Source organism: Streptomyces sp. NPDC046931 (genome assembly GCF_040644655.1).
Lineage (GTDB): Bacteria > Actinomycetota > Actinomycetes > Streptomycetales > Streptomycetaceae > Streptomyces.
Window position 1 is genome coordinate 12,697 of sequence record NZ_JBEYWX010000021.1, and the last position, 24,585, is coordinate 37,281.

Below are 24,585 nucleotides of genomic sequence, written 5' to 3' on the forward strand. Positions count from 1 at the left end.
CGCGCGGCCCGGCACGTCGTACCGTCGGCCCGACCAGTCCTGGCTAGCGCTGCTAGTTTTTCAGTGTCACGGAGGCTGCCCCATGACCGCGTCCCCGACGTTGCCGCCCTTCGATCCCGCCGACCCGCTGGGGATCGACGATCTGCTGGACGCCGAGGACCTCGCCATCCGCGACACGGTGCGGACCTGGGCGGCGGAGCGCGTGCTGCCGTACGTCGCCGAGTGGTACGAGAAGGGCGAACTGCCGGGGATCCGCGAGCTCGCCAGGGAGCTCGGCTCCCTGGGCGCCCTCGGCATGTCGCTCAGCGGCTACGGCTGCGCCGGGGCCAGCGCCGTGCAGTACGGCCTCGCCTGCCTGGAGCTGGAGGCCGCCGACTCCGGGATCCGGTCCCTCGTGTCCGTCCAGGGCTCCCTCGCCATGTACGCCGTGCACCGGTTCGGCAGCGAGGAGCAGAAGCAGCAGTGGCTGCCCGGCATGGCCGCCGGCGAGGTCATCGGATGCTTCGGGCTCACCGAGCCCGACCACGGTTCCGACCCCGCCTCGATGCGCACCCACGCCAAGCGCGACGGCTCCGACTGGGTCCTGAACGGCCGCAAGATGTGGATCACCAACGGCTCCGTCGCCGGTGTCGCCGTCGTGTGGGCGCGCACCGACGAGGGGATCCGCGGGTTCCTCGTCCCCAGCGGAACCCCCGGCTTCACCGCTCCCGAGATCAGGCACAAGTGGTCCTTGCGGGCCTCCGTCACCAGTGAGCTCGTCCTCGACGACGTGCGTCTGCCCGCCGACGCCGTACTGCCCGGTGTCGTCGGCCTCAAGGGGCCGCTCGGCTGTCTCTCCCACGCCCGGTACGGCATCGTGTGGGGGGCGATGGGGGCGGCCCGCTCGTGCTTCGAGACCGCCGTCGAGTACGCGAGGAGCAGGGAACAGTTCGGCCGGCCCATCGGCGGGTTCCAGCTCACCCAGGCCAAGCTCGCCGACATGGCGGTCGAACTGCACAAGGGCATCCTGCTCGCCCACCATCTGGGGCGGCGTATGGACGCGGGACGGCTCCGTCCCGAACAGATCAGCTTCGGCAAGCTCAACAACGTACGCGAGGCCATCGACATCTGCCGTACGGCGCGTACGATCCTCGGTGCCAACGGGATCTCCCTGGAGTACCCCGTGATGCGGCACGCCACCAACCTGGAGTCGGTGCTGACCTATGAGGGCACCGTCGAGATGCACCAGCTCGTGCTGGGCAAGGCGCTCACCGGGCTCGACGCCTTCCGGTGACCCGGGCCCGAAGCGGGCAGGGCCGGTGAACGGCCCTGCCTCAGCTCTGGTTGAAGAAACCGTCGCCGTGACGGTTCGCGGCCTCGCCACTGACGATCTCCGTGTCCGCCGGGGTCAGCAGGAAGACACGGCTGGAGACACGGTCGATCGAGCCACGCAGGCCGAAGATCAGACCGGCCGCGAAGTCCACCACGCGCTTGGCGTCGGAGGGCTCCATGTTCGTGAGGTTCATGATGACCGGGACGCCGTCCCGGAAGAGTTCGCCGATGGCCCGGGCATCCCGGAAGCTGTCCGGGGTGATCGTGCCGATCCGGCGGCCCTTCTCCTCCGCCGTGTCCGACGCGACCTTCACGCGCGGGTCCGTCACCCACGCATCGACCTGGTCCTGGCCCTCGGCGTAGTCGTCGTCGTAGTAACGCTCGTCATCGTTGTCGTCGACGAGGCCCAGCCAGGCACTCGCCTTGCGTACCGATCCCATGGACGCCTCCTCTCACAGCGGTCTTTCCGGCTTTTCGCAACTCCATGGTCGTCCATGATGCGGATGTGGCGCCAAGGGGATAGACGCCGCGCGGGGGTTTCGTGACGGTACTGGTGCACAGCCAATACGTCGAGAGCCCGCGTGTCCCAAGGGCCGTCCGGTAAACCACTGCTGACTGTGAGTGAAATATTATTTGCGGTGGCGTATGGGTGACGAGCGGTGCGTACGGGTGAACGAGGGGGCAGATAAGCTGCCGCAATTCAACGTCGTACCAGACACGGGGGAGTGTCGTGTTCGGAATCGTCCGGCCCTGCCGGCACCGGCTCGGTGAGAGTCTCGGGATCCAGTGGATGGCGCACCTGTGCGGTCTGTGTCTCGCCCTGCGCGGGGACCACGGACAGCTCGCCCGGCTCGTCACCAACTACGACGGGCTGCTCGTCTCTGTCCTGACGGAGGCTCAGGCCGGGCGGACCGACGACCGGCGGCGCACCGCCGGGCCCTGCCCGCTGCGCGGGATGCGCACCGCCTCCGTCGCCCAGGGCGAGGGCGCACGCCTCGCGGCCGCCGTCTCGCTGGTGCTCGCCTCCGCCAAGATGCGCGACCACCTGGCCGACGGGGACGGCCTGTTGGCGCGCCGGCCCGTCGCGTTCGCCGCGCGCCGGGTCGCGCAGGGCTGGGACAGGGCCGGTGCCCGTACCGGCTCCGACATCGGGTTCGACACCGCCGTGCTCGTGGATGCCGTGGACCGGCAGGCCGGCATCGAGGCGCTCGCCGGGCCCGGCACCCCGGTCCTGACCGTCACCGAGCCGACCGAGACCGCCACCGCCGCCGCCTTCGCACACACGGCGGTGCTGGCCGGGCGCCCCGGCAACGCCGGACCACTGGCCGAGGCGGGACGGCTCTTCGGGCGGCTCGCCCATCTGCTGGACGCCGTGGAGGACCGGGAGGCCGACGCGGCCTCAGGCGCCTGGAATCCGCTGACCGCCACCGGCACCTCCCGGGAGGAGGCCCGCCGCCTCGCCGACGACGCGCTGCACGGGATACGGCTGGCGCTGCGCGACGTCGAGTTCACGGACGGCCGGCTCGCGCACGCCCTGCTCGCCCACGAGCTCCGCACCTCTGTCGACCGAGCGTTCGGCACCACCTCCTGCTCGCACACGCCCGGACTGTACGGCCCGCCGCCCTCCGGCCCGTACACACCGAGCGGGCCGGGCCCGTACACGCCCGGCGGCCCGGCCGGCCCGCCGCCCCCGCGGCCGCCCCGGCGACGCGGACCGATAGCGGGCTGCGCCGTGTGGCTGGGGCTCGCCTGCACCTGCCAGTTGTGCTGTGGCAGCTACGAGGATCCGTGGACCCGGGAGCGCAAGAACGCGGCGTGCCAGGACTGCGGTGACTGCTGCGACGGATGCGAGTGCTGCGGCGACTGCTGTAGTGGCTGTGACGGATGCGATTGCTGTTGCGACGGATGCGACTGCGGCTGTAACTGAGGAAATAGTGTTTCCGCCACGTAAAACAAGCACATGATGTGGTGACCGGAGCGCCGCGGGGTCGTTGAACTGTCCGTGCACGTCACCATCCGTGCCAGGCTGCTGAGGATTCTCGTCCTCGCCCTGGCCGTGCTGCTCGCCCTGCTCGGTGCGGCCGCCGCGGAGCAGTTGTCGGCGTACCGCAACGCGGCCGTCACCGCCGCGAACGCCCGGCTCTCCGTCGCGCTCCAGGGGCTTGTCCACGCACTGCAGAAGGAGCGCGGGCTGACCACCGGATACCTGGGCGGCGTACGGCAGTTCCGCGCCGGGCTGCCCGCGCGGCGCAGGGCCACCGACACCGCCCGTGCCCGGCTCGAGGAGGCGCTCAGGGGCCGCGACGACTCCGTCGCCGCCGCCGTGCGCGCGTCCCTCCGGCCGCTCGACGCCCTCGTCGCGATCCGCCGGCACGCCGACGACGGGACCGGCACGGTCCAGGAGGCCTTCGACGGCTTCACCGCCGCCATCACGGTGCTCGACCGGCTCGGGCTCGGCCTCGACGACGTGCACGACGGCCGGCTGCGCGCCGCCTACCAGGCGCTCCGCATCCTCGGCAGCGCCAAGGAGTTCACCGCCGAGGAGCACGCCATCGTCCTCGGCTCGGTGACCGCCGGACGGTTCCGCGCCGACGACTACATCCGCTTTCTCCAGATCCGGGCGGGCAGGCTGGCCGCCCTGGAGAGCTTCCCGCGCTCGGCCACCGGGGCCCAGCGGTGGCGGCTCGACGCGGCGCTCGGCACCCCGGACGCCCGCCGCGCGCTCGCCTACGAGAGCGCCGCGGTGCGGGGCGGCGGACGCCTCGGCGCGCGCACCGTACCGCCCGTGTCCTGCTGGCAGTCCATGACCTCCACCCTCAACGGCCTGCGCACGGTGCAGGTCTCGCTCGGCCGGGATGTCGAGAACCGTGCCGCCGGGCTGAAGGGCGCGGCCCGGCGCGACCTGCTGATGTTCGTCATGTTCGCGCTCGGGGCGGTCGCCGCGCTCGGCCGCCTCGCCCTCGACTGCGTACGCTCCGTCTCCACTCCGCTCGACGTTCTCGCCGAGCAGGCGCGGGAGGTGGCCGGCATACGGCTGGCGCGGACGCTCGACGCCGTGCAGCACGGCACCCCGGGCCGGACGCCACCGCCCGCGCCGCTCGCCGTGCCCGACCGGGCCGCACCCGAAGTGCTCGAGGTCGCCGAGGCGTTCGACCGGGTACAGCGCGTCGCCTACGAACTGGCCGTCGAGCAGGCGGTGCTGCGCCGCGACGCCGAGGGGTCGCCGGCCGGCATCGACCCGTGTGAGGCGGGCTTCGGCGGGGCCGCGTGACGTCACGGCCGTGTCGTCGACGGCTGACACCCGCGCTACGAGGCGGCTCTTTCCCGGCCCGCGGAGTCCGTACGGGCGGCTCGAGACGGACTTGTTCGTCCGGACGGACGCGGCCGATGGGTTCATCCGCGGCCCCTCACGGAATACACGGGAACCACGCTGCGCTCGCATCTCCGGCCGGCGGATCCGCTGTGGAAGGCTTGATCACATGACGACGGACGCATCCGACGAGTGGAAGCAGTGGCACGAGCACCGTACCGAGCAGGTGTCGGCGCCCTACGGGCCGCTCGCGCTGACCGGCACCTACTGGCTGGAGGACTATCCGGACGGTCGAATTCCGGCCATCCCCGGGTACTGGGCGGCCGATGAGGAAGGAGTGGTGCTGACGGCCACCGAGACCGACGGTCTGACCGTCGACGGCCGGCCCTTCAGCGGCGAGATCCGTCTCGGCGCCGATCCCGGCCCCGTCACCGGGGCTCGCGTCGCGGCGGGAGAGCGCCGCCTGGTGGTCCTCGTCCGCGAAGACGTCTGGGGTCTGCGCGACTACGACCCCGACGCCCCCGGGCGCCGGGCCTTCCGGGGCATCGACGCCACTCCCCACGATCCGCGCTGGTCCGTCGAGGGGCACTTCACCCCGTACGGAGAGCACCGCACCGTACGTGTGGAGAACGCCGACGGGCGCCACCGCGGCCTCGGGCTCGGCGGTGTCCTGGCCTTCACGCTCGACGGGCAGGACCTCACCCTTCAGGTCTCGGTCGAGGACGACGGCTCGCTGTGGGCCGTCTTCGCCGACGCCACCAGCGGGGACAGCAGCTACCGCTTCCGGTTCCTGCGGCCGCCGGCGCCCGATGCCGAGGGGCGTACAACGGTGGACTTCAACCGCTCCCTGCTTCCTCCGTGCGCCTTCGCGGACCACTTCATCTGCCCGTTCCCTCCGCCGGGCAACACGCTGGGCATCGCGATCGAGGCGGGGGAGCGCAGCCTGTCGTAGGGAAATTCCGCGGAAATTCCCGCACCCTCCGGTACCGTCGGTAAGTTGAAGGCTGTACGGCCGAAAGGCACCCTTGCGCCGATCGGCCACGCGGCCGAATACTCCCCCCAGCGCTTGTCAGGGGCACGGCATGTCTGGAATCCGGGCAGGTCTTACCCCCGGCTGCGCCTCACGAGCCCCATCCCCACGTGGGCCCCCGACTTCCCTTGGAGGGAACGACAAGTGAGGATCAAGCGCACCAACCCCACAAGCGGTATCGCGAGACGGACCCGGCTGATCGCCGTGGCCACCGGACTCCTGGCCGCTGCCGCGTTCGCCGTCCCCAGCGCGAACGCGAGCGACGCACACACCTTCAGTGCGAATCAGCTCGGCAAGGCGAGCGACTCGGTACTCAGGTCCGACATCGCCGGTACCGCCTGGGCCGTCGACCCCGCGACGAACCGCGTCGTCGTCACCGTCGACAGCACGGTCTCCAAGGCCGAGATCGCGAAGATCAAGAAGGAGGCCGGCGGCAACGCGGGCGCCCTCACCATCAAGCACACCCCGGGCAAGTTCAACAAGCTGATCTCCGGCGGCGACGCCATCTATGCGAGTAGCTGGCGCTGCTCGCTCGGCTTCAACGTCCAGGACTCCAGCGGTAACTACTACTTCCTGACCGCCGGCCACTGCACCGACGGCGCGGGCACCTGGTGGTCGAACTCCTCCCACACCACCACGCTCGGCACCACGGCCGGCTCCAGCTTCCCCGGCAACGACTACGGCATCGTGCGCTACACCAACAGCTCGGTGACCAAGTCGGGCACCGTGGGCAGCCAGGACATCACCCGCGCGGCCACGCCCTCCGTCGGCACGACCGTCTACCGCCGCGGCTCCACGACCGGTACGCACAGCGGCAGTGTCACCGCGCTCAACGCGACGGTCAACTACGGCGGCGGTGACATCGTCTACGGCCTCATCCAGACGACGGTCTGCGCCGAGCCCGGTGACTCCGGCGGCCCGCTGTACGGCGGCTCCACCGCCTACGGTCTGACCTCCGGCGGCAGCGGCGACTGCACCTCCGGCGGTACGACCTTCTTCCAGCCGGTGACCGAGGCCCTCGGCGCCTACGGGGTTCACGTCTACTGATCCCGCCCCAGCGGCACCTCCGCGCGACCCGCAGCCGGCGGCAGGGGAGCCCCCGCACACGAGAAATCTCGTGTGCGGGGGCTCCCTTTTGCATCGGTGCGGGCGCAACCCCCTTCCCCTTCTGTCTCCTGGAGCCCGCGTCCACAGGGGAGGAATCCAGACAGGACTAGACCTCGTGGGCGGCACAGGGATAACCCTCTCTCGGCATTTGCAGTGGGAATCAGGGCGGGAGGCACAAGGGGCGGGTCACGGGCCTGGGGGCGCACGTCCGTTGGCGTGTGCGCGTCCTGAAGTCGACCTTGTGTGCTCCCCGGGGGCCTCGGAATAGTGGGCGCCGCACGGTGGGTGCGGACGTGGCCCGTGTGGTGCGCCGCCTCCGTGCCCGTACGCCTTCCGGTCGCGGCGATCCCCACACTCCCCGCGGCCGACCCCCCACAGGAGGACGTGAGTTGAAGCACCGACGCATACCCGGGCGCCGGGCCGTCCTGGCCGGCGCGGCCGTTGCCGCGCTGATCGCCGCGGGCGTGACCTTCCAGAATGCGAACGCGAGCGAGACCTCGCAGACCGGAGCGCCCCGCACTCTCTCTGCCGTCGCGGCCGGAAAGCTCGCCTCGACGCTCGGCGAGAACCTGGGTTCCGACGCGGCCGGAACGTATTACGACGTGAAGACGCAACAGCTCGTCGTCAATGTGCTCGACGAGTCGGCCGCGAAGTCCGTCCAGGCGGCCGGCGCCCGGGCGAGAGTCGTCCGGAACTCCCTGGCCGAGCTCGCCGGCGCCCGCACCACGCTCCAGAAGGACGCGGCGCTCCCCGGGACGTCCTGGGCGACCGACCCCAGGACCGACAAGGTCGTCGTCACGGCCGACCGGACCGTGTCCGAGGAGGAGTGGGCGCGGCTCACCCACGTCGTCGACGGGCTCGGTGAGAAGGCCGAACTCAGGCGCTCACAAGGTACGTTCGAGCCCTTCGTCGCGGGCGGCGACGCCATCACCGGCTCCGGCGGGCGCTGCTCGCTCGGCTTCAACGTGGTCAAGGACGGCCGGCCGTACTTCCTGACCGCCGGACACTGCACCCACTCGATCTCCAGTTGGTCGGACTCCAGCGGCAAGGCGATCGGCGAGAACGCGCAGTCCAGCTTCCCGGGCAACGACTTCGGCCTGGTCAAGTACACCGCGGACGTCGACCACCCGAGCGCGGTCGACCTCTACGACGGTTCCACGCAGTCGATCACCAAGGCGGCCGACGCGACCGTCGGCGAGAAGGTGACCCGCAGCGGCTCGACGACCCAGGTCCACTCCGGCACGGTCACCGGTCTGGACGCCACCGTGAACTACTCGGAGGGCACGGTCAGCGGTCTGATCCAGACCGATGTCTGCGCCGAGCCCGGTGACAGCGGCGGCGCGCTCTTCGACGGCGACGCCGCGATCGGCCTCACCTCCGGCGGCAGCGGCGACTGCACCTCGGGAGGCCAGACCTTCTTCCAGCCGGTCACCGAGGCGCTCTCGGCGACGGGTGCCAGGATCGGCTGACCGGCTGACCGGCTGACCGGCTGACCGGCCGGCTCCCCGTGACAGTCCCGTCCCGCGTGTGATGGGGGCGGGACTGTTCGATGTGCCGGGGTTGATCATCCGGCGTTTACGCAGGTGAGGCGGGGGCGCGCGGATGTCGCACGCTAGTTCGAAAATTGGTCTATGGTGGGGGTGGGGTAGATGGGAACGGACGTTCGAGAGCCGCTTACGGGGCTCACGGCCACGGGAGGTGCGGATGCCGGGCTTCACGCATCTGCACACCGCCTCCGGGTTCTCCCTGCGCTACGGCGCCTCGCACCCGGAGCGGCTGGCCGAGCGCGCCGGTGAGCAGGGCATGGACGCCCTCGCGCTCACCGACCGGGACACCCTCGCGGGCGCGGTCAGGTTCACCAAGGCCTGCGCGAAGGCCGGTGTCCGTCCCCTGTTCGGCGTGGACCTGGCGGTGCAGGCCGCGGAGCCCGTACGACGGGACCGGCGCCGCACCCCGGTGCGCGGCGGTGCCTTCATCGACGAGTCGACACCGCGCGCGGTCTTCCTGGCCCGGGACGGCGCCCGCGGCTGGGCCGACCTGTGCCGACTGGTCAGCGCCGCCCATACCTCCCCCAAGCTCTCGACTTCTCCCCCACTCTCGACTTCGCTCGAGCGGGGGGACCCCCATGGGCAGGGGCGGCCCCCATCGGGAACCCCCCTGCTGTTCTGGACCGACAACCACGCCGACGGTCTGACCGTCCTGCTCGGCCCCGAGTCCGACGTGGGCCGCGCCCTCGCCGTGGGGCGCCCGGACCGCGCGGCCAGGCTTCTCGCGCCCTGGCGGGAGGTCTACGGCGACGCCCTGCGCCTGGAGGCCGTCTGGCACGGCCGCACCGGTCCCGGCACCGGCCCCGGCTCCCTGCGCCTGGCGGCCCGTACCGTGGGCTTCGCCGCCGAGCAGGGGGTGCGCCCCGTGCTCAGCAACGCCGTCCGGTACGCCGACCCCGGGCTCGGGCCGGTCGCCGACGTCCTGGACGCCGCCCGCCGGCTCGTCCCCATCGACCCCACCAAGGAGCTGGACTCCGGGGAAGCCTGGCTCAAGGACGCGCCGGCCATGCTGACGGCCGCCGAGCGGATCGTCGAGGCCGCCGGCTACCGCCGCGACACCGCCCACCGCCTGCTGGAGCAGACCCGGGCGACGGCCGCCGAGTGCCTGGTGGACCCCGAGGACGACCTCGGCATCGGCACGGTCCACTTCCCCGAGCCGCACCTCGTCGGCGCCGGCCACCGCACCGCCCAGCGCGCGCTCGCCTCCCGGGCGGCGGCGGGCATGGTGCTGCGCGGCTACGACACCCGGCGCGCCTACTGGGAGCGGATGCACGACGAACTGGACATCATCGCCCACCACGGCTTCGCGTCCTACTTCCTCACGGTGGCCCAGGTCGTGGACGACGTCCGGAAGATGGGCATCCGGGTCGCCGCGCGCGGCTCCGGCGCGGGCTCCCTCGTCAACCACCTGCTCGGCATCGCGCACGCCGACCCGGTCGAGCACGGGCTGCTGATGGAGCGCTTCCTGTCCAAGCGCCGGCTGGCCCTGCCCGACATCGACGTCGACGTGGAGTCCGCCCGCCGCCTCGAGGTCTACCGCGCGATCATCGACCGTTTCGGCACCGAGCGGGTCGCGACGGTCGCGATGCCGGAGACGTACCGCGTCCGCCATGCGATCCGCGACGTGGGCGCGGCCCTGTCCATGGACCCCGCCGACATCGACCGCATCGCCAAGTCCTTCCCGCACATCCGTGCCCGCGACGCCCGCGCGGCGCTGGAGGAACTGCCCGAGCTCAGGCGGCTGGCGGGGGAGCTGCGGCAGGAGGGGCAGAAGTACGGCCGGCTGTGGGAGCTGGTCGAGGCCCTGGACGCCCTGCCCCGTGGGGTCGCCATGCACCCGTGCGGGGTCCTGCTCTCCGACGCCTCCCTGCTCGCCCGTACGCCGGTCATGCCGACCAGCGGCGAGGGCTTTCCCATGTCCCAGTTCGACAAGGACGACGTCGAGGAGCTGGGGCTGCTCAAGCTCGATGTGCTCGGGGTGCGGATGCAGTCCGCCATGGCGCACGCGGTCGCGGAGGTGGAGCGGGCCTCGGGGGAGCGGATCGACCTGGACGCCCTGGCGCCGGGCGACCCGGCGACGTACCACCTCATCCGCTCCACCGAGACCCTGGGCTGCTTCCAGATCGAGTCGCCGGGCCAGCGGGACCTGGTCGGGCGACTCCAGCCGGCCGGCTTCCACGACCTGGTCGTGGACATCTCGCTGTTCCGGCCCGGTCCGGTCGCGGCCGACATGGTGCGACCGTTCATCGAGGCGCGCCATGGGCGGGCGCCCACCCGCTATCCGCACCCCGACCTGGAGGAGCCGCTGAAGGAGACGTACGGCGTCGTCGTCTTCCACGAGCAGGTCATCCACATCCTGGACATCATGACCGGCTGTGGGCGCGACGAGGCCGACCGGGTGCGGCGCGGGCTGTCCGACGCGGAGTCGCAGGGGCGGATCCGGGTCTGGTTCGCTCAGCAGGCGGCGGCGAACGGGTACGACGCGGAAACGATTCAGCGCACCTGGGAGATCATCGAGGCGTTCGGCTCCTACGGCTTCTGCAAGGCGCACGCGGTCGCCTTCGCCGTACCGACGTACCAGTCGGCGTGGCTGAAGGCCCATCACCCGGCCGCCTTCTACGCGGGCCTGCTCACGCACGACCCCGGGATGTACCCGAAGCGGCTGCTGCTGGCGGACGCACGGCGGCGCGGGGTGCCGATCCTGCCGCTGGACGTGAACAAGTCGGGAGCCACCCACCGTATCGAACTGGTGTCTGAAAAAGGGGGTTCCGCCGAGCGGTGGGGGCTCCGGCTCGCCCTCCGCGATGTGCACGGCATCAGCGAGGCCGAGGCGAAGCGGATCGAGGCCGGGCAGCCGTACTCCTCCCTGCTCGACTTCTGGGAGCGTTCCCGGCCGAGCCGTCCCGTCGCCCAGCGGCTCGCGCAGGTCGGGGCACTGGACCCGTTCGGCGCCAACCGCCGCGATCTGCAACTGCACCTGACCGAACTGCACCGGGGCGCCCGGGGCGGAGGAGGCGGCCAGCTCCCCCTGGAGGGCGGACGGCGGACGGCCTCCGCCGGGCTGCCCGACCTCTCCCCGGCGGAACGGCTCAGCGCCGAGCTGGGCGTGCTCTCCATGGACGCCTCGCGCAATCTGATGGACGACCACCGCGCCTTCCTGGACGAGCTGGGCGTGGTGCCGGCCCACCGGCTGCGCTCGGCACGGCACGGCGAGACGGTGCTGGTCGCGGGGGCCAAGGCGGCCACCCAGACCCCGCCGATCCGCTCGGGCAAGCGGGTCATCTTCAGCACGCTCGACGACGGCACGGGCCTGGTCGACCTCGCCTTCTTCGACGACTCCCACGACGCCTGCGCCCACACCGTCTTCCACTCCTGGCTGCTGCTGGTGCGCGGGGTGGTGCAGCGACGGGGACCGCGCAGCCTCAGCGTGGTGGGCTCCGCCGCCTGGAACCTCGCCGAACTGGCCGAACTGCGCGCCGAAGGCGGTCTCGAGGTGGTGGCGGCCCGGCTGGCGGAGCCCCTTCCGCAGCCGGAGCACGACAGCGGCGATGCGGCGAAGGGCCGCCGCATCCGGATGCCCACGGGGTACGAGATGAACCCCTGGGCCGATCTGCGACCCGCGGGCGAAAGCCCTGGGGGCGGAAAGAAGTTGTGGCATCAGAGTCCGGGGAGTGCGGGATGACCATCCTCTGCGTACGTTTCCAGCTGCCGGTGATGTACGAGGCGGCCCTGCCGGGGCTGCTCGGGCTCATCGAGGAGTTCACCCCCGTCGTCGAGGCGCTGCCGCCCGACGGGGCGCTCGCCGATCTGCGGGGCGCCGAGCGGTACTTCGGGCGGGACGCCGTCGAACTGGCCGCGCTGATCCGCGTACGAGCCCTCGCCCACCACGGAGTGGACTGCGCGATCGGGGCGGGGCCCGGGCCCATGCTGGCCCGTATGGCCCTGCGGGAGGCGGCGCCGGGCACAGTGCGCGTGGTGCCCGAAGCGCCGGGCGCCGTACGGGAGTTCCTCGACGCACTGCCGGTCAGGGCGCTGCCCGGGGTCGGCGGGGTCACCGCCCGCACCCTGTGCGAGTACGGGCTCGACACCGTCGGCAAGGTCGCTGCCGCGCCCCTTTCCACGGTGCAGCGGCTGGTCGGTCTCCGGGTCGGCCGTGAACTGCACGAGAAGGCGAGCGGCATCGACCGCGGCCGGGTCGTGCCCCACGCCGTGTCCTCCTCCCTCGCCGCCGAACGCCCCTTCACCCACGACGAACTGGACTCGGACCGGCACCGGCGCGCCCTGCTGTCGGCCGCCGAGGAACTCGGCACCCGGCTGCGCAATCTGGAGCGGGTGTGCCGCACGCTCACCCTCACCGTGCGCTACGCCGACCGCTCCGCGACGACCCGAAGCCGTACCCTCGCCGAACCGACAGCGCACTCGGCGGCGCTCACCGCGGAGGCGTACCGCATGTACGAGGCGCTCGGGCTGCAACGCGCCCGGGTCCGTGCGATCGCCCTGCGTGCCGAGGGTATGGTCCCCGCCGACCACGCGACCCACCAGCTCACCTTCGACCCCGTGGACGAGAAGGTGCGCCGCCTGGAGGAGGTGGCGGACCGCGCGCGAGCCAGGTTCGGCCCGCGCGCGGTGTTCCCGGGGTCGCTCGCCGCATAGCCCCCTTGCGGTGGACGTCAGCCGGCCCACGGCGGAGTGATGCGCGTGCCATCGGCCAGCTCCGCCTCGAGACCGAGGGAGGTGGTGACCCAGGAGACCGCGGTGTGGCCGGTCGGGTTCTCGATGGTGAGGGTCGCCCCGGGGTTGACGATCACCGTGTCGCCCGCAAGGACGCGGTCGGTGCGGCCGTCGACCGTGATCAGCAGCTCCCCCTGCAGCAGATGGAAGATCTCCTCCCGGTTGACGGTGTGGGTGGGCGCCTTGGTGCCCGCCGGGATCTCCCCCCGCCACGCGCACAGCTCCTTGCTGCCCGTCAGGGGGGTGGCGTACGAGACGAATCGCGCGCCGTGCATCTCGTGCACGACGGCTTGGGACGAGCGGACCACGGGCATGGGTGCCTCCTGGGCAGATGGTCAAGTGGCTTGACTACTTGGACACCCATGATGGTCAAGCCACTTGACCGTCCCGTCAAGGGTGTTTCAATGCCTCCGTGCAGAACTCCGAGGCCCTAGGCCTGTCCGCCGCCCTGCTCGCCGTCGCGGCCCAGCTGACCCACCGCATCCACGACGGTGTCGTCGCCCGTGGTTTCGAGGGGTTGCGGCCCGCGCACGGTTTCGCGTTCGCCCGGCTCTCCCCGGGCGGCGCGACGGTCACCGAGCTCGCTGCCCACCTCGGGGTCACCAAGCAGGCCGCGAGTCAGCTCGTGGACGAGATCGTGCGCAAGGGTTACGCCGAACGGCGGCCGCATCCCGGGGACGCGCGCGCCCGGCTGATCGTGCTGACCGAGCGGGGCCGGGCCTGCACCCGGGCGGCGGAGGAGGCCGCGGTGGAGGCTGTGCGGCCGTGGGCGGAGCTGCTCGGGGAGCCCGGAATTCGTTCGCTCCAGCGTCAGTTGCGGCAGATCGCACCCGCGGGGCCGGTCAAACCCGCATGGTGATGAGTCTTCACACGCGCTCGGCGCATTACCAGAAACCGCAGGAGCGGTCGGCCACCTCCAAAAGTTTTTACTGACGCGTAACTTCACACTTCCACTACTGGTCCGTAACTTGACGGGTGAACAGCATCCCGTGATCCGGATCACAGGGCGTAAGGCCGTCGTACCTCCCTTGAGCCGCAAGGAGATCACCCGATGCTGCCCTGGAAACGAGCACTCAGACCGCTGGCCGCACTGCTGCTGGCCGCCGCGGTCGCCGTCGTTCCCACCGCCACCGCCACCGCCGATGCCGCAACCGCCCCGAGCAGCGGCTGGAACGACTACTCCTGCAAGCCGTCCGCCGCCCACCCCCGCCCCGTCGTCCTCGTCCACGGGACCCTCGGCAACTCCGTGGACAACTGGCTGGCCCTCGCGCCCTATCTGGAGAACCGCGGCTACTGCGTCTTCTCCCTCGACTACGGCCAGCTGCCGGGCGTCCCCCTCTTCTACGGGCTCGGTCCCATCGCCACGTCCGCCGAGCAGCTCCAGACCTTCGTCGACAAGGTGCTCGCCGCGACCGGCGTCGCCAAGGCCGACATCGTCGGGCACTCGCAGGGCGGGATGATGCCCCGCTACTACCTCAAGTTCCTCGGCGGCGCCGCCAAGGTGAACGCACTCGTCGGCATCGCGCCCGACAACCACGGCACCACCCTGGACGGACTCGCCAACCTGCTGCCCTACTTCCCCGGCGCCGCGGACCTGCTCTCCAAGGCCACGCCGGGACTCGCCGACCAGGTGGCCGGCTCCGAGTTCATCACCAAGCTCAACGCCGGAGGCGACACCGTGCCCGGCGTGCACTACACGGTCATCGCCACCAAGTACGACGAGGTGGCCACCCCGTACAGATCCCAGTTCCTGAGCGGATCCGACGTCCACAACGTCCTGTTGCAGGACCTGTGCGGCCTCGACCTCTCCGAGCACATGCTGATCGGGCTGACCGACCGGATCGCCTTCCACGAGGTGGCCAACGCCCTCGACCCGGCGCACGCCACCGCCACCACCTGCGCCTCGGTGTTCAGCTGACCCCGACCACCCTCGCAAGACGTCCGCAGCCGTCCCCAGCCGCTGCGGCCGTCTCCCGGGGCCTGTCCGACCTGAGCCGCCGGACAGGCCCCGGAACCTCAGCGCCCGCGACGGGCCCCGCGCGCCGCACGCCGGCGCACCGACGCGAACAGGGCCGCCGCCCCGAGGGCCAACACGCCCGCGCCGCCGATCGCCTGATACGAGGTGGAGGCGCCGCCACCGGTCTCGGCGAGCTGCTGCGCGGCCCCCTCGTCGCTCGCGCCGTCGACCGCCGTGTCGCTCCTTGCGGCCGCCGCCGAGGCTGACGCCTTCCGCGCGACCTCGGCCGTGGGTTCGGGGTGCGCCGCCGTCGGCGTATCCGCCGCTTCACCGCCGTGACCGTGGTGCCCGACCGTCGACTTGCCCGTCCCGGCCTCGATCTGCCGGTCGGAGGGCGCGGAGGCGGACGGAACCGGAGCCGGCCCCTTCCCCGTGCCGGCGGCGCCCGAGCCGCCGAAGACGACGTCCGAGCAGGAGTAGAACGCCTCCGGGCTGTCCGAGCGCTGCCAGATCGCGTACAGCAACTGTCTGCCGGAGCGCGGCGGGAGGCTGCCGGAGAACCTGTAGAACCCACCTGAGGCGACCGGGTCGGTGGCCGTGGCGACCGGATGCGCGAGATCCAGATCGGCCCAGGCGAGCGGCTTCGACGGATCGTACCCGGGCTTGGTGAGGTACACCGTGAACGTGCCCTTGTGCGGGGCGGTCACCCGGTACCGGAAGGTGTACGGGCCGCTGTGCACCCCGGTCGCCGGCCAGTCGGCGCGGGGCAGGTCGAGCCCGGTGAACTCGGCGTTGCCCGCGCTGCACAGCTTGCCGTCCGCGATCAGCTCCCGGTGCCGCCCGTTCGCGTCGCCGATGCGCACGCCGTTCCAGTCGTAGAGGGCCTGTGTGCCGCCGGTCGCGACCGCCGCCCCGCACGCGGCCGACCTCGGGCTCTCGGGCCCCTCGGCGTAGCACTGCGCCACCCGGCTGACCGGGTTCCCCATCGACCCGTGCGCGGCCGCGGGAACATCGGCCGGTCCCACCGGCACGAGCGGCATGACACCGACGGCGGCGAGAACGGCGATTCTGCGGCGTACGGACATCCTGAACTCCTCCGAGCGCTTCGGGTGCGGGGCCGTATCCCGTGGGGGGCGCTCAGCAAGCTAGCCGCAAGAAATCGTGAAATCGCCTGTCGGAGGCGGGTGGAGGAGATCCTTATGGTCGCGTTAAGGCAGCACTAACCGAGGGCTCAGGAAGGAGAGTTGGGAGGCCCCGTATCACCTGCTCCCGAGCGGCATCGCCGTCCGTGGTGGTCGCGTTCGTCCGCAGCCGGACGCCTCGGTCGGCTCCCGGACTGGCTCCCGGGTGCCGCCCAAGGTTGCCGCAGGACCGGGCTATGCGGAGAACCCTTCAAGGTCACGGCCGCAGCGTCGGATGTGATGGAGGCGTTCCTCGCCTCCTTCGATGAGCCACATGGCTTCGCGGTCGCCCGAGCCGCTGTTAGGCCGATTGGCAGCGTCTACACCATCTGGGCGCGCATGGAGCGCGCCGGTTGGCTCGAAAGCCGAGGGGAGGACGAACATCCGGAGTCAGGTCGTCCGAGGCGTCGCTTCCACCGGCTCCCCATGTGCTTCATGACTGTTGAGGGCGATGTGGCAGCCGTCCGAACCGATCAACAACCGCAATCGGGGGTCTCGTGTCCGCCAGGTGAGCCCAGCCAACAGCACCCTTCGGCCGGCCGGTCGCGCCAACATCGCACACGCTCGCCGCGGCCTGAACCACCACGAAGACGCCTTCACCGCCCACGGCACCTGACCAGCAATCACCAATTCAGACAGGGCGGAACGACGCCGGGGCCGTGGTACCTACCCCGTTGGGAGTGCTCAGCTTGCGGGGTCCGGAACCCCGCTCGAAGATCATGGCAGGAAGCGCAAACGAAAGGAGAACACCATGGCCGTACTTGGCCTCGTGGCACCCGCGCTCCGTACCGAGGAAAGTGGCAGGAAGAAGAGCAGCAAGACCGAGACGCACCACCGGCGTCGTCGCTCGCGCCACTCGCGCCACTCGCGGCACTAGCGCGACTTATTGAATGTGTCGTACTGACCATGGTCGGGTTTCGCACCCGACCATGGTCGTCTTCATTGGGAAAGGTGACCACGATGCCGGGTGTGGGCCCAGTTCTTCTTCGAGCCGAGAGCCGCCGGATCAGGGAATCCGCAAGATGACAGCGATGGCCGCCGTGTGGTCGGCCCTTCGAAGGCTGCTGCCTGCCGCCGAGCACTCCGATGCGATCGTCGCCGCCGCGCCGGCGGTTCCGCTCAGGGGTGTGTTCCGGCGCTTTTGGCCCTACACCCGTGGGGGTCGGCACTGGTTCGTGCTGATCCTCGCCTTTGTCGTGATGGGGCCGGTCATCGACGCGGCCGAGATCTTGCTCTTCAAGATCCTGGTCGACAATGTGCTCGTCCCGCGCAACCTTCACCTCTTCTTTCCGATCGCCCTGGCGTACCTCGGTTTCGCCCTCTTTTCCGGCGTCTTGACGTTCGCTGACGAAGTGATCTCCGCTTGGGTCAGCGAACGTTTCCTGCTGACCCTTCGGTCCGATGTGTTCCGGCACCTGCAGGGCCTCTCGCTCGGCTTCTTCGAACGGCAGCGGCTGGGCGATCTGCTGTCCCGGTTGACCGGCGACGTCGACGCGGTCGAGACATTCATGCTCTCCGGCATGGTGGACGCGATCTCACACGTCATGCGGCTCGGCATCTTCCTCGGCGTGCTCTTCTACCTGCGCTGGGATCTGACCCTCCTGGCCCTCGTCATCACGCCGATGTTCTGGTTCACGGCACGGCGCTTCTCCCGGCGGATCAAGGCCGCCTCACGTGAGCGGCGCCGGCGCAGCGGTTCGATCAGTGCGATCGCCGAGGAGGTGCTCGGCAACATCTCGCTCGTGCAGGCGTACAACCGCCAGAGGTGGGGGTACGGCCGGTTCCAGCGCGAGAATCTCGGCAGGTTCCGCGCGGCCATGATCTCGACACGGATTCGCGCCCTGTTCGGTCCGGTGGTCGACCTCATCGAGCTGGGCGGTGCTCTGGTGGTGATGGGCCTGGGCACATGGGAGCTGACGCGGGGTCGGCTCACCTTGGGCGGGCTGATGGTCTTCCTGGCCCTGCTGAGCAAGCTCTACAGCCCGATCCGCGGCATCTCCCGGCTCAGTAACACCTTCTACTCGGCATCTGCCTCGGCAGAGCGGATCATCGAGCTACTCGACCAACGACCCGAGGTCCGCCAGGCCGCCGCCCCCCGGCGGCTCCGGCGTGCCCGCGGCGGCGTGGAGTTCGACGACGTCAGCTTCCGCTACCCGGGAACCACCCGGCCGGCGCTGTCGGACATCTCGTTCCAGGTAGCACCCGGTGAGACACTCGCGCTGGTCGGGGCGAGCGGCGCCGGAAAGTCGACCGCTGCCAAGCTGCTGCTGCGCTTCTACGACCCGCAGCGCGGGGCCGTCCGGCTCGACGGGCTCGACCTTCGCGACGTACACCTCGCCGACCTGCGCAACAACATCGCCGCGGTGCTTCAGGAGACCCTCGTCTTCCACGGCACGGTCCGGGACAACATCGCCTACGGTCGACCGGGGGCCAGCGAGCGGGAGATCGTTGCGGCCGCCCTCGCCGCGGACGCGCACGAGTTCATCCTCCGACTGCCGGAAGGCTACGACACCGTGGTGGGCCACAGCGGCCGGCTGCTCTCCGGCGGACAGCGGCAGCGCCTGGCGATCGCCCGCGCGATGATCCGGGACGCCCCCGTGCTCCTCCTCGACGAGCCGACCACGGGCCTGGACACCGAGTCGGGATGGCGGATCCTCGAACCGTTGCGCCAGCTGATGACCGGCCGCACGACGATCATCATCTCCCACAACCTCCTCACCGTGCGCGACGCCACCCGGATCGTGGTGCTCGAGCAGGGGCATGCCGCCGAGCACGGCACACACGAGGAACTGCTCGCACGAAGCACCGCCTACGCGCGGCTGTACCGGCTGCACGAGCACAGGCCGGTGAGTGGCGCGCCTGCCCTGGAGGTACTGCCATGACCCGCACCAAGGCGCCGCTCCCGCCGCCGCTGACGGCCGGAGCGACGGTGATCCCCCGTTACGAAGTGCTCGCACACCTGGCGCGCACCGGCTGGCTGGACCTGTACGACGTCTGGAGCAAGGAACGGGAGTGCCGGTGCGTGGTGAAGGTGCTGCGGCCGGACCGGCGGCACGAGCAGCGGCTGCACGACCGGCTCGTGCAGGAGGGCCGCTGGCTCCAGACGTTCACCCATCCGCACCTGGTCCGCGCGTACGAGACGGTCGAGGGCCCGGAGCCGTCCGTGGTCCTGGAGACGCTGACCGGGGAGACGCTGGCGCATCTCATCGGCCGTCGGCGCCGTCGGCTGGCCGCCAACGACCTCGCCATCCTCGGCCTGCACCTGTGCTCGGCTGTGCGTTACCTGCACGGTCAGGGCCTGCTGCACCTGGACATCAAGCCGTCCAACGTCGTGGTCGGCGGCCGGCGTGCGATCCTGCTCGACCTGAGCGTCGCACGTCCACCCGGCCCCGCCTGCCCAGGTCTCGGCACCTTCTGCTACCTGGCCCCCGAACAGGCACGCGGCGGGACGCTCACCGCCGCTGCGGACGTCTGGGGGATCGGCATCACGCTGTACGAGGCCGCCACTGGCGACGTCCCGTTCGACGATGGCGAGACCTACGACGAGAGCGGGGATGACGAGAGCGGGGATGCGGACGAAGGGTCAGTGGCCGGCAGCGACGACCGGCCGTCGGAGGACGGCCCCGCCGAGGACGACTGGTATCCGCAGCTCGAGGAGCGGGCCCCGTCGGTCGGGACCCGTCGGCGCCTGCCACCCGGTCTCGCCGCCGCGATCGATGTCTGCCTCGAGCCCGATCCCGACAACCGGCCGACCATCACCGAACTCGCTTCCGCCTTCGACGCATTGCTGACGCACAGTCAGCGCGGCGTCCCGCCGGCGCGGGTCCACTGACGTCAGGGCGGCTGGCGGGACGACCCGGCGGTCGGTGTGGTTCCTGGGCGAAGACACCCTGGCCCGGCGGCGGGTGCTGGGTGAGGACCACCCCGACACCCTGACCACCGCCAGGCTCTTGGAGCAGTTGGATGAGAGGCGAGAGGATCCCGGCAGCGGGGAGTGATCAGTCAGCACACCAGCGATGCCCGAATTTCCGAGTTTTCCGTTCTTGATCCCGGGGTGTACGCAAAGCTCTGGCGGCGCCCTGCCGCAACAGCTCAGTGGCCGGGTCGGACACCGGCGAACGGCCACGGACCAGCCCGGAGTTCGGGGCGACCGAGACCTTCGCCGTGCGATACGAGCCGGCCGACCAGGTGGTTCAAGCCCTCCGGCGTGCTGTTCTGCCCGCGCCCGCGTTTCGTGACGGGGAACCGGTACCGAGAGACGGTCGGGTGCGGTGGTCTGCGTCGATTCGGGCGCTGAGACGGGACGGCAGCGCGCTCAGGCCGCCCGCCTGAATTCGCGGCCGTGGCTCACCTTTTGGCTCCGAGGACCGGCAGAGCCCCAAAGGCCGAGGCAGCGCTGAGCCTGCGATCAGACAGGCGGCGCCGGGGGGCATCCCTGCCGTCCCGCCCTCGGGCGCCCGTTGGCCGGTTCATGCGCGGGCCGGGCCCCCACGCGGGCGCTCAGGCGTCCGGCCACCAGAGGCGGGCGATGTCCCTGCGGACTTCCGGGCGCTCCGTCGGGCGGTCGTCGGCCTCTTCCCGCACCCGGCGGGAGTCGGTCCTCTTCAGGGGCTTGTGCACGGTTACTCGGCGCATGGGGCCTCCTTGTGTCTACCGTGTTCCGCGTGTGGGCGGAGGCAGACGTTTCCGGCGAGGGTTCCTCATCGATCGCGGTCTGTCTGTGGCGACTGTCACCAATCGGCTGTCAGTGGCGGCTGTCACCCTGGCCGTATGACCAGGGACATGACCAGGAACATGGCCAGTAACCGGGCACCCGAAACCTCGACAGCACCAGGAGCCCCCGTGGACTGGGACCGGGCGGCCGCCGGTTTCGACGACGAGCCGGACCACGGGCTGCGCGATCCCGTGGTGCGCGGTGCCTGGGCAGCCCGGATGGGGGAGTGGCTGCCGTCCCGGCCCGGTCACGTCCTGGACCTCGGGTGCGGTACGGGCAGCCTGTCGCTTCTGGCGGCCGAGCGGGGCCATCGTGTGACGGGAGTGGACCTGTCGCCGCCCATGGTCGCCCTCGCGCGGGAAAAGCCGGCCGGGAGTCATGCCGTGTTCCTCGTCGGCGACGCCGCGGCCCCGCCGGTCCGTGAGCGGTTCTTCGACACCGTCCTGGTCCGCCATGTGCTGTGGACCCTGCCCGACCCCGGCCGTGCCCTGCGGCACTGGCGGGGACTGCTGCGCCCCGGGGGACGGCTGGTGCTGGTCGAGGGGGTGTGGGGGACCGTCAGCCCGGTCGGGATATCCGCCGAGCGGCTGACCGCGCTGCTTGAGCCTCTGGCCCGCGATGTGCGCGTCGAACGGCTGTCGGACGACGCGCGGCTGTGGGGCAAGGAGGTGGACGACGAACGGTACGTGGTGGTGGCGGTGCCCTGACCGGAGTCCCGGCTCATGCCCGCAGCGCCTCGAAGCCGCCCTCGCGCGCGAGGAGTTCGAGGGTGTCCAGGGCTTGTACGGCGGCCGCGGCGGCCGCCGGGTCCGTCCTTGCGAGGCCGCTCGCCGCGAACTCGTCCTCGTCGAGGCGGAGCACGGTCGCGCCGTCCGCGGAGCGCCACAGGTCCAGGTCGAGGTCCTCGACGACCAGTTCTCCGCCGGAGCGGGCGGCCGGGCGGGTGATGTCGCAGTACCACCCCTTCAGGGCGCCCCGCCCGTCACGTACCTCCTTCACCGCGTACCACCGGTCGCGCCAGTAGTACTCGGTGAAGACGTCACCGGGCTCGAACCGAACGAAGCCGAAGTCACGGACGCCGTCGCCGGCCCAGGGGGCCCGTACGACGATCCGGTTGCCGTCGTCGCGGAGCAGCACGGCGGGATAACGGATCTTCGTACGACCCGCCTTGACCAGGACGACCTCCACCTGGGCCGGGGGCTCGGCCGGGTTCTCGTTCACTGTCACAAGGGCGCACGGTATGCGGGCGGGCGCGGGGATGCCCCCCATTTTCCGGCGGGTGCGGAAGAATCGGCCTGTGACTTTGAAGATCCACATCGGCGGAAGCGCACCGCCGTACGAGCAGGTGCGGGCGCAGATCTCCGAGCAGGCCAGGTCGGGGGTGCTGCCGGTGGGCTACCGGCTGCCGACCGTGCGCGGGCTCGCCGAGTCCCTCGGCCTTGCGGCGAACACGGTCGCCAAGGCGTACCGGGCGCTGGAGGCGGACGGGGTGATCGAGACACGCGGGCGCAACGGAACGTTCGTGGCCGCCGCCGGTTCCGCCGCGGAGCGGGAGGCGGCTGCCGCCGCCTCGGCCTATGCCGAACGGGTACGACGGCTGGGCCTGGGCGAGCAGGAAGCGCTGGCGGCGGTCCGGGACGCCCTGAGGGCGGCCTACGGCGACTGAGATCCGGCCGCCGTCGGCAGGCGGTGCGGTGTGCGGGTGACCGGCAGGCCGGCCGCCGACGCCGCGCGGGCGAAGGCCGTCGCGTCCAGGACCGCCGCCGCGTGCGGGTCGTTGTTGAAGTAGATGTAGACGTCCCGGTCGTCGGGCCAGGCCTCCGCGATGCGGTGGACCCAGGACGTCAGCGACCGCCGGCCGTAGCGCGGCCACGGCCGGGCGCGGCCCGCGTGGAAGCGGAGGTAGCCCCAGTCGGCGGTCCGCCACAGCGGGGTGACCGGGCGGGAGAGCACGTCGGCCCAGCACAGCGCCGCGCCCCGGGCCTCGAGCACCCCGCGCACGTGCGGGGTCCACCAAGATGCGTGGCGCGGCTCGACCGCGACCCGGGTGCCGGCCGGAAAGCAGGCGAGGCAGTCGTCCAGGAGAGCCGGGTCGGCGCGCAGGGTGGGCGGGAGCTGGAGCAGGACCGGACCGAGCCGGTCACCGAGCCCCGCCGCGTGGCTCATCAGGCGGTGCACCGGCTCCTCGGGTTCCTTCAGCCGCTTGATGTGGGTCAGATAGCGACTGGCCTTGACCGCCACCACGAAGTCGGGTGGCACCCGCTCCCGCCAGCTCTCGAAGTTCTCCCTGGACGGCAGCCGGTAGAACGCGTTGTTGATCTCGACGGTGGCGAAGCGTGTCGCGTACTCCTCCAGCCACAGCCGCATGGGCACGCCGACGGGGTACAGGACGTCGCGCCAGTCCTTGTACTGCCACCCCGACGTGCCGACGAACAGGGTCATACATCCATCAAAGCACCGGCCGGCGGCTTCCACCGGTACGGCGACAGGTACGGCTACAGGTACAGCCCCGAGTCCGCCCCCGCCCGCTGGTCGGGCACCGACGCCGGCGACGTCCCCCGCCGCAGCGCGTACAGCTCCGCGAGGGTCGCACCGTCGCGGCCCACGCCGTCCTCCCGGCCGAGCCAGCTCACCGCCTCCGTGCGGGTCAGCGCACCGACCTCGATACGGGCCAGACAGCGGCCGGGGCGTACGACGGCCGGGTGCAGCCGCTCCAGGTCCTCGTTGGTCGTGACGCCCACCAGGACGTTCCTGCCCTGCCCCAGCAGTCCGTCCGTCAGGTTCAGCAGACGGGACAGCGCCTGGCCCGCGGTGTGCTTGGCCTCGCCTCGGATCAGTTCGTCGCAGTCCTCCAGCAGGAGCAGCCGCCAGCGGCCCTTGCCCGCCGCGTCCTCCTCGCCGATCGCGATGTCCATCAGATACCCGACGTCGCTGAAGAGCCGCTCCGGGTCCAGGACGCAGTCCACCTGGCACCAGTCCCGCCAGGAGCGGGCCAGCGTCCGCAGCGCCGACGTCTTGCCCGTGCCCGGCGGGCCGTGAAGCAGCAGCAGCCTGCCCGCGATGTCCTCCGGTGTCGTCTTCATCAGCCGGTCCATGGCGTCCGCCACCGGTGCGGTGTAGTTGGCGCGGACCTCCTCCCAGGTGCCCGCCGCGATCTGCCGTGTCGTACGGTGCGGACCGCGCCTCGGCGACACGTACCAGAAGCCCATCGTCACGTTCTCCGGCTGCGGCTCCGGCTCGTCCGCCGCGCCGTCCGTGGCCTGGCCCAGCACCTGTTCGGCCAGCTCGGCGCTGGTGGCCGTCACCGTGACGTCCGCGCCGCGGTTCCAGCGGGAGACCAGCACTGTCCAGCCTTCGCCCTCCGCGAGAGTCGCGCTGCGGTCCTCGTCGCGGGCGATGCGCAGCACCCGGGCGTCCGGCGGCAGGAGCGTGGCCCCGGAGCGTACGCGGTCGATGTTCGCCGCGTGCGAGTACGGCTGCTCGCCCTTCGCGAAGCGGCCGAGGAACAGCGCGTCGACGACGTCGGACGGCGAGTCGCTGTCATCGACGTTGAGCCGGATCGGCAGAGCATCGTGTGGGTTCGCGGGCATGCCGCCATGATCCGTCACGGGACCCTCCCGTGCACCCGGTTTCCGAAGTGCGCCGGGTGTGTCGGGTGTGCGCCATGCTCCCGGTGCATCCGGTACGTCCTGTTACC

Annotated in this window: 22 protein-coding genes; 15 read left to right on the forward strand and 7 right to left on the reverse strand. The window is 71.3% G+C overall.

What is annotated here, in order from left to right:
- Nucleotides 1-82 precede the first annotated feature (82 nt).
- On the forward strand, nt 83-1,273 hold the full coding sequence (locus tag ABZ876_RS29090; protein WP_361787471.1) for an acyl-CoA dehydrogenase family protein: 1,191 nt from the start codon (nt 83-85) through the stop codon (nt 1,271-1,273).
- A gap of 40 nt (nt 1,274-1,313) precedes the next feature.
- Here ABZ876_RS29090 and ABZ876_RS29095 read toward each other — a convergent pair whose 3' ends face one another.
- Nucleotides 1,314-1,751, reverse strand: coding sequence for a cell division protein SepF (locus tag ABZ876_RS29095; protein WP_361787473.1), 438 nt, complete (start codon nt 1,749-1,751; stop codon nt 1,314-1,316).
- A 290-nt stretch (nt 1,752-2,041) separates the two neighbouring features.
- Between ABZ876_RS29095 and ABZ876_RS29100 the strand changes: the two genes are divergently transcribed.
- The 7 genes from ABZ876_RS29100 (at nt 2,042) to ABZ876_RS29130 (ending at nt 12,958) form a co-directional block, all read left to right on the forward strand.
- Nucleotides 2,042-3,238 (forward strand): DUF5685 family protein, encoded by a 1,197-nt coding sequence (locus ABZ876_RS29100; protein WP_361787475.1) that lies wholly within the window; start codon nt 2,042-2,044, stop codon nt 3,236-3,238.
- A 75-nt stretch (nt 3,239-3,313) separates the two neighbouring features.
- A complete protein-coding gene (locus ABZ876_RS29105) occupies nt 3,314-4,582 on the forward strand; it encodes a nitrate- and nitrite sensing domain-containing protein (protein WP_361787477.1) in 1,269 nt (422 codons plus the stop codon).
- Nucleotides 4,583-4,790: 208 nt separating this feature from the next.
- Nucleotides 4,791-5,573, forward strand: coding sequence for a DUF1684 domain-containing protein (locus tag ABZ876_RS29110; RefSeq protein WP_361787479.1), 783 nt, complete (start codon nt 4,791-4,793; stop codon nt 5,571-5,573).
- Between the two features lie 222 nt (nt 5,574-5,795).
- A complete protein-coding gene (locus ABZ876_RS29115; RefSeq protein WP_361787481.1) occupies nt 5,796-6,698 on the forward strand; it encodes a S1 family peptidase in 903 nt (300 codons plus the stop codon).
- 449 nt (nt 6,699-7,147) lie between these two features.
- The gene (locus ABZ876_RS29120; protein WP_361787483.1) at nt 7,148-8,227 is read left to right on the forward strand and encodes a S1 family peptidase; all 1,080 of its coding nucleotides are present in this window, start codon (nt 7,148-7,150) and stop codon (nt 8,225-8,227) included.
- Between the two features lie 235 nt (nt 8,228-8,462).
- Nucleotides 8,463-11,987: a DNA polymerase III subunit alpha gene (gene dnaE, locus ABZ876_RS29125; protein WP_361787485.1), complete on the forward strand. Its 3,525-nt coding sequence runs from the start codon at nt 8,463-8,465 to the stop codon at nt 11,985-11,987.
- Complete coding sequence (locus tag ABZ876_RS29130; RefSeq protein ID WP_361787486.1) at nt 11,984-12,958, forward strand: hypothetical protein; 975 nt, start codon at nt 11,984-11,986, stop codon at nt 12,956-12,958. The genes dnaE and ABZ876_RS29130 overlap by 4 nt, the downstream gene beginning before the upstream one ends.
- A 17-nt stretch (nt 12,959-12,975) precedes the next feature.
- Here ABZ876_RS29130 and ABZ876_RS29135 read toward each other — a convergent pair whose 3' ends face one another.
- Nucleotides 12,976-13,350 carry a cupin domain-containing protein gene (locus ABZ876_RS29135; RefSeq protein WP_361787487.1) on the reverse strand — a complete coding sequence of 125 codons (375 nt, stop codon included), beginning with the start codon at nt 13,348-13,350 and terminating at the stop codon, nt 12,976-12,978.
- Between the two features lie 98 nt (nt 13,351-13,448).
- On the opposite strand from ABZ876_RS29135, the gene ABZ876_RS29140 reads away from it, so the two are divergent.
- Together ABZ876_RS29140 and ABZ876_RS29145 are read left to right on the forward strand one after the other, a co-directional pair.
- Complete coding sequence (locus ABZ876_RS29140; protein ID WP_361787489.1) at nt 13,449-13,895, forward strand: MarR family transcriptional regulator; 447 nt, start codon at nt 13,449-13,451, stop codon at nt 13,893-13,895.
- Nucleotides 13,896-14,087: 192 nt separating this feature from the next.
- Nucleotides 14,088-14,954 (forward strand): alpha/beta fold hydrolase, encoded by an 867-nt coding sequence (locus tag ABZ876_RS29145; protein WP_361787491.1) that lies wholly within the window; start codon nt 14,088-14,090, stop codon nt 14,952-14,954.
- Nucleotides 14,955-15,052: 98 nt separating this feature from the next.
- Here ABZ876_RS29145 and ABZ876_RS29150 read toward each other — a convergent pair whose 3' ends face one another.
- Complete coding sequence (locus ABZ876_RS29150) at nt 15,053-16,078, reverse strand: lytic polysaccharide monooxygenase (protein ID WP_361787493.1); 1,026 nt, start codon at nt 16,076-16,078, stop codon at nt 15,053-15,055.
- An 847-nt stretch (nt 16,079-16,925) separates the two neighbouring features.
- On the opposite strand from ABZ876_RS29150, the gene ABZ876_RS29155 reads away from it, so the two are divergent.
- The 3 genes from ABZ876_RS29155 (at nt 16,926) to ABZ876_RS29165 (ending at nt 20,006) form a co-directional block, all read left to right on the forward strand.
- A complete protein-coding gene (locus ABZ876_RS29155; RefSeq protein ID WP_361787495.1) occupies nt 16,926-17,051 on the forward strand; it encodes a hypothetical protein in 126 nt (41 codons plus the stop codon).
- Between the two features lie 145 nt (nt 17,052-17,196).
- Nucleotides 17,197-19,056: an ABC transporter ATP-binding protein gene (locus tag ABZ876_RS29160; protein WP_361787497.1), complete on the forward strand. Its 1,860-nt coding sequence runs from the start codon at nt 17,197-17,199 to the stop codon at nt 19,054-19,056.
- Complete coding sequence (locus tag ABZ876_RS29165; RefSeq protein WP_361787499.1) at nt 19,053-20,006, forward strand: serine/threonine-protein kinase; 954 nt, start codon at nt 19,053-19,055, stop codon at nt 20,004-20,006. The genes ABZ876_RS29160 and ABZ876_RS29165 overlap by 4 nt, the downstream gene beginning before the upstream one ends.
- A gap of 668 nt (nt 20,007-20,674) precedes the next feature.
- Here the strand turns inward: ABZ876_RS29165 and ABZ876_RS29170 are convergent.
- Nucleotides 20,675-20,809: a hypothetical protein gene (locus ABZ876_RS29170; protein WP_361787501.1), complete on the reverse strand. Its 135-nt coding sequence runs from the start codon at nt 20,807-20,809 to the stop codon at nt 20,675-20,677.
- Between the two features lie 159 nt (nt 20,810-20,968).
- Here ABZ876_RS29170 and ABZ876_RS29175 point away from each other — a divergent pair, with 159 nt between their 5' ends.
- The gene (locus tag ABZ876_RS29175; RefSeq protein WP_361787672.1) at nt 20,969-21,595 is read left to right on the forward strand and encodes a class I SAM-dependent methyltransferase; all 627 of its coding nucleotides are present in this window, start codon (nt 20,969-20,971) and stop codon (nt 21,593-21,595) included.
- Nucleotides 21,596-21,608: 13 nt separating this feature from the next.
- On the opposite strand, the gene ABZ876_RS29180 is transcribed toward ABZ876_RS29175, so the two are convergent.
- On the reverse strand, nt 21,609-22,109 hold the full coding sequence (locus tag ABZ876_RS29180; RefSeq protein ID WP_361787674.1) for a DUF402 domain-containing protein: 501 nt from the start codon (nt 22,107-22,109) through the stop codon (nt 21,609-21,611).
- 76 nt (nt 22,110-22,185) lie between these two features.
- Between ABZ876_RS29180 and ABZ876_RS29185 the strand changes: the two genes are divergently transcribed.
- The gene (locus tag ABZ876_RS29185) at nt 22,186-22,554 is read left to right on the forward strand and encodes a GntR family transcriptional regulator (RefSeq protein ID WP_361787503.1); all 369 of its coding nucleotides are present in this window, start codon (nt 22,186-22,188) and stop codon (nt 22,552-22,554) included.
- Here ABZ876_RS29185 and ABZ876_RS29190 read toward each other — a convergent pair.
- Complete coding sequence (locus tag ABZ876_RS29190; RefSeq protein WP_361787505.1) at nt 22,542-23,330, reverse strand: DUF72 domain-containing protein; 789 nt, start codon at nt 23,328-23,330, stop codon at nt 22,542-22,544. The two genes, ABZ876_RS29185 and ABZ876_RS29190, sit on opposite strands and share 13 nt — an antisense overlap.
- A gap of 53 nt (nt 23,331-23,383) precedes the next feature.
- Nucleotides 23,384-24,478, reverse strand: coding sequence for a DUF5925 domain-containing protein (locus tag ABZ876_RS29195; protein WP_361787507.1), 1,095 nt, complete (start codon nt 24,476-24,478; stop codon nt 23,384-23,386).
- Nucleotides 24,479-24,585: the final 107 nt, after the last annotated feature.

Excerpts from the sequence above, each read along its gene's own strand:
- ABZ876_RS29170 (WP_361787501.1), bottom strand. The coding sequence starts at position 20,809 with ATGCGCCGAGTAACCGTGCACAAGCCCCTGAAGAGGACCGACTCCCGC.
- ABZ876_RS29175 (WP_361787672.1), top strand. The coding sequence starts at position 20,969 with ATGGCCAGTAACCGGGCACCCGAAACCTCGACAGCACCAGGAGCCCCC.
- ABZ876_RS29130 (WP_361787486.1), top strand. The coding sequence starts at position 11,984 with ATGACCATCCTCTGCGTACGTTTCCAGCTGCCGGTGATGTACGAGGCG.
- ABZ876_RS29155 (WP_361787495.1), top strand. The coding sequence starts at position 16,926 with ATGGCCGTACTTGGCCTCGTGGCACCCGCGCTCCGTACCGAGGAAAGT.
- ABZ876_RS29150 (WP_361787493.1), bottom strand. The coding sequence starts at position 16,078 with ATGTCCGTACGCCGCAGAATCGCCGTTCTCGCCGCCGTCGGTGTCATG.
- ABZ876_RS29190 (WP_361787505.1), bottom strand. The coding sequence starts at position 23,330 with ATGACCCTGTTCGTCGGCACGTCGGGGTGGCAGTACAAGGACTGGCGC.
- dnaE (WP_361787485.1), top strand. The coding sequence starts at position 8,463 with ATGCCGGGCTTCACGCATCTGCACACCGCCTCCGGGTTCTCCCTGCGC.
- ABZ876_RS29145 (WP_361787491.1), top strand. The coding sequence starts at position 14,088 with ATGCTGCCCTGGAAACGAGCACTCAGACCGCTGGCCGCACTGCTGCTG.
- ABZ876_RS29165 (WP_361787499.1), top strand. The coding sequence starts at position 19,053 with ATGACCCGCACCAAGGCGCCGCTCCCGCCGCCGCTGACGGCCGGAGCG.
- ABZ876_RS29135 (WP_361787487.1), bottom strand. The coding sequence starts at position 13,350 with ATGCCCGTGGTCCGCTCGTCCCAAGCCGTCGTGCACGAGATGCACGGC.
- ABZ876_RS29110 (WP_361787479.1), top strand. The coding sequence starts at position 4,791 with ATGACGACGGACGCATCCGACGAGTGGAAGCAGTGGCACGAGCACCGT.
- ABZ876_RS29195 (WP_361787507.1), bottom strand. The coding sequence starts at position 24,478 with ATGCCCGCGAACCCACACGATGCTCTGCCGATCCGGCTCAACGTCGAT.
- ABZ876_RS29090 (WP_361787471.1), top strand. The coding sequence starts at position 83 with ATGACCGCGTCCCCGACGTTGCCGCCCTTCGATCCCGCCGACCCGCTG.
- ABZ876_RS29095 (WP_361787473.1), bottom strand. The coding sequence starts at position 1,751 with ATGGGATCGGTACGCAAGGCGAGTGCCTGGCTGGGCCTCGTCGACGAC.
- ABZ876_RS29160 (WP_361787497.1), top strand. The coding sequence starts at position 17,197 with ATGACAGCGATGGCCGCCGTGTGGTCGGCCCTTCGAAGGCTGCTGCCT.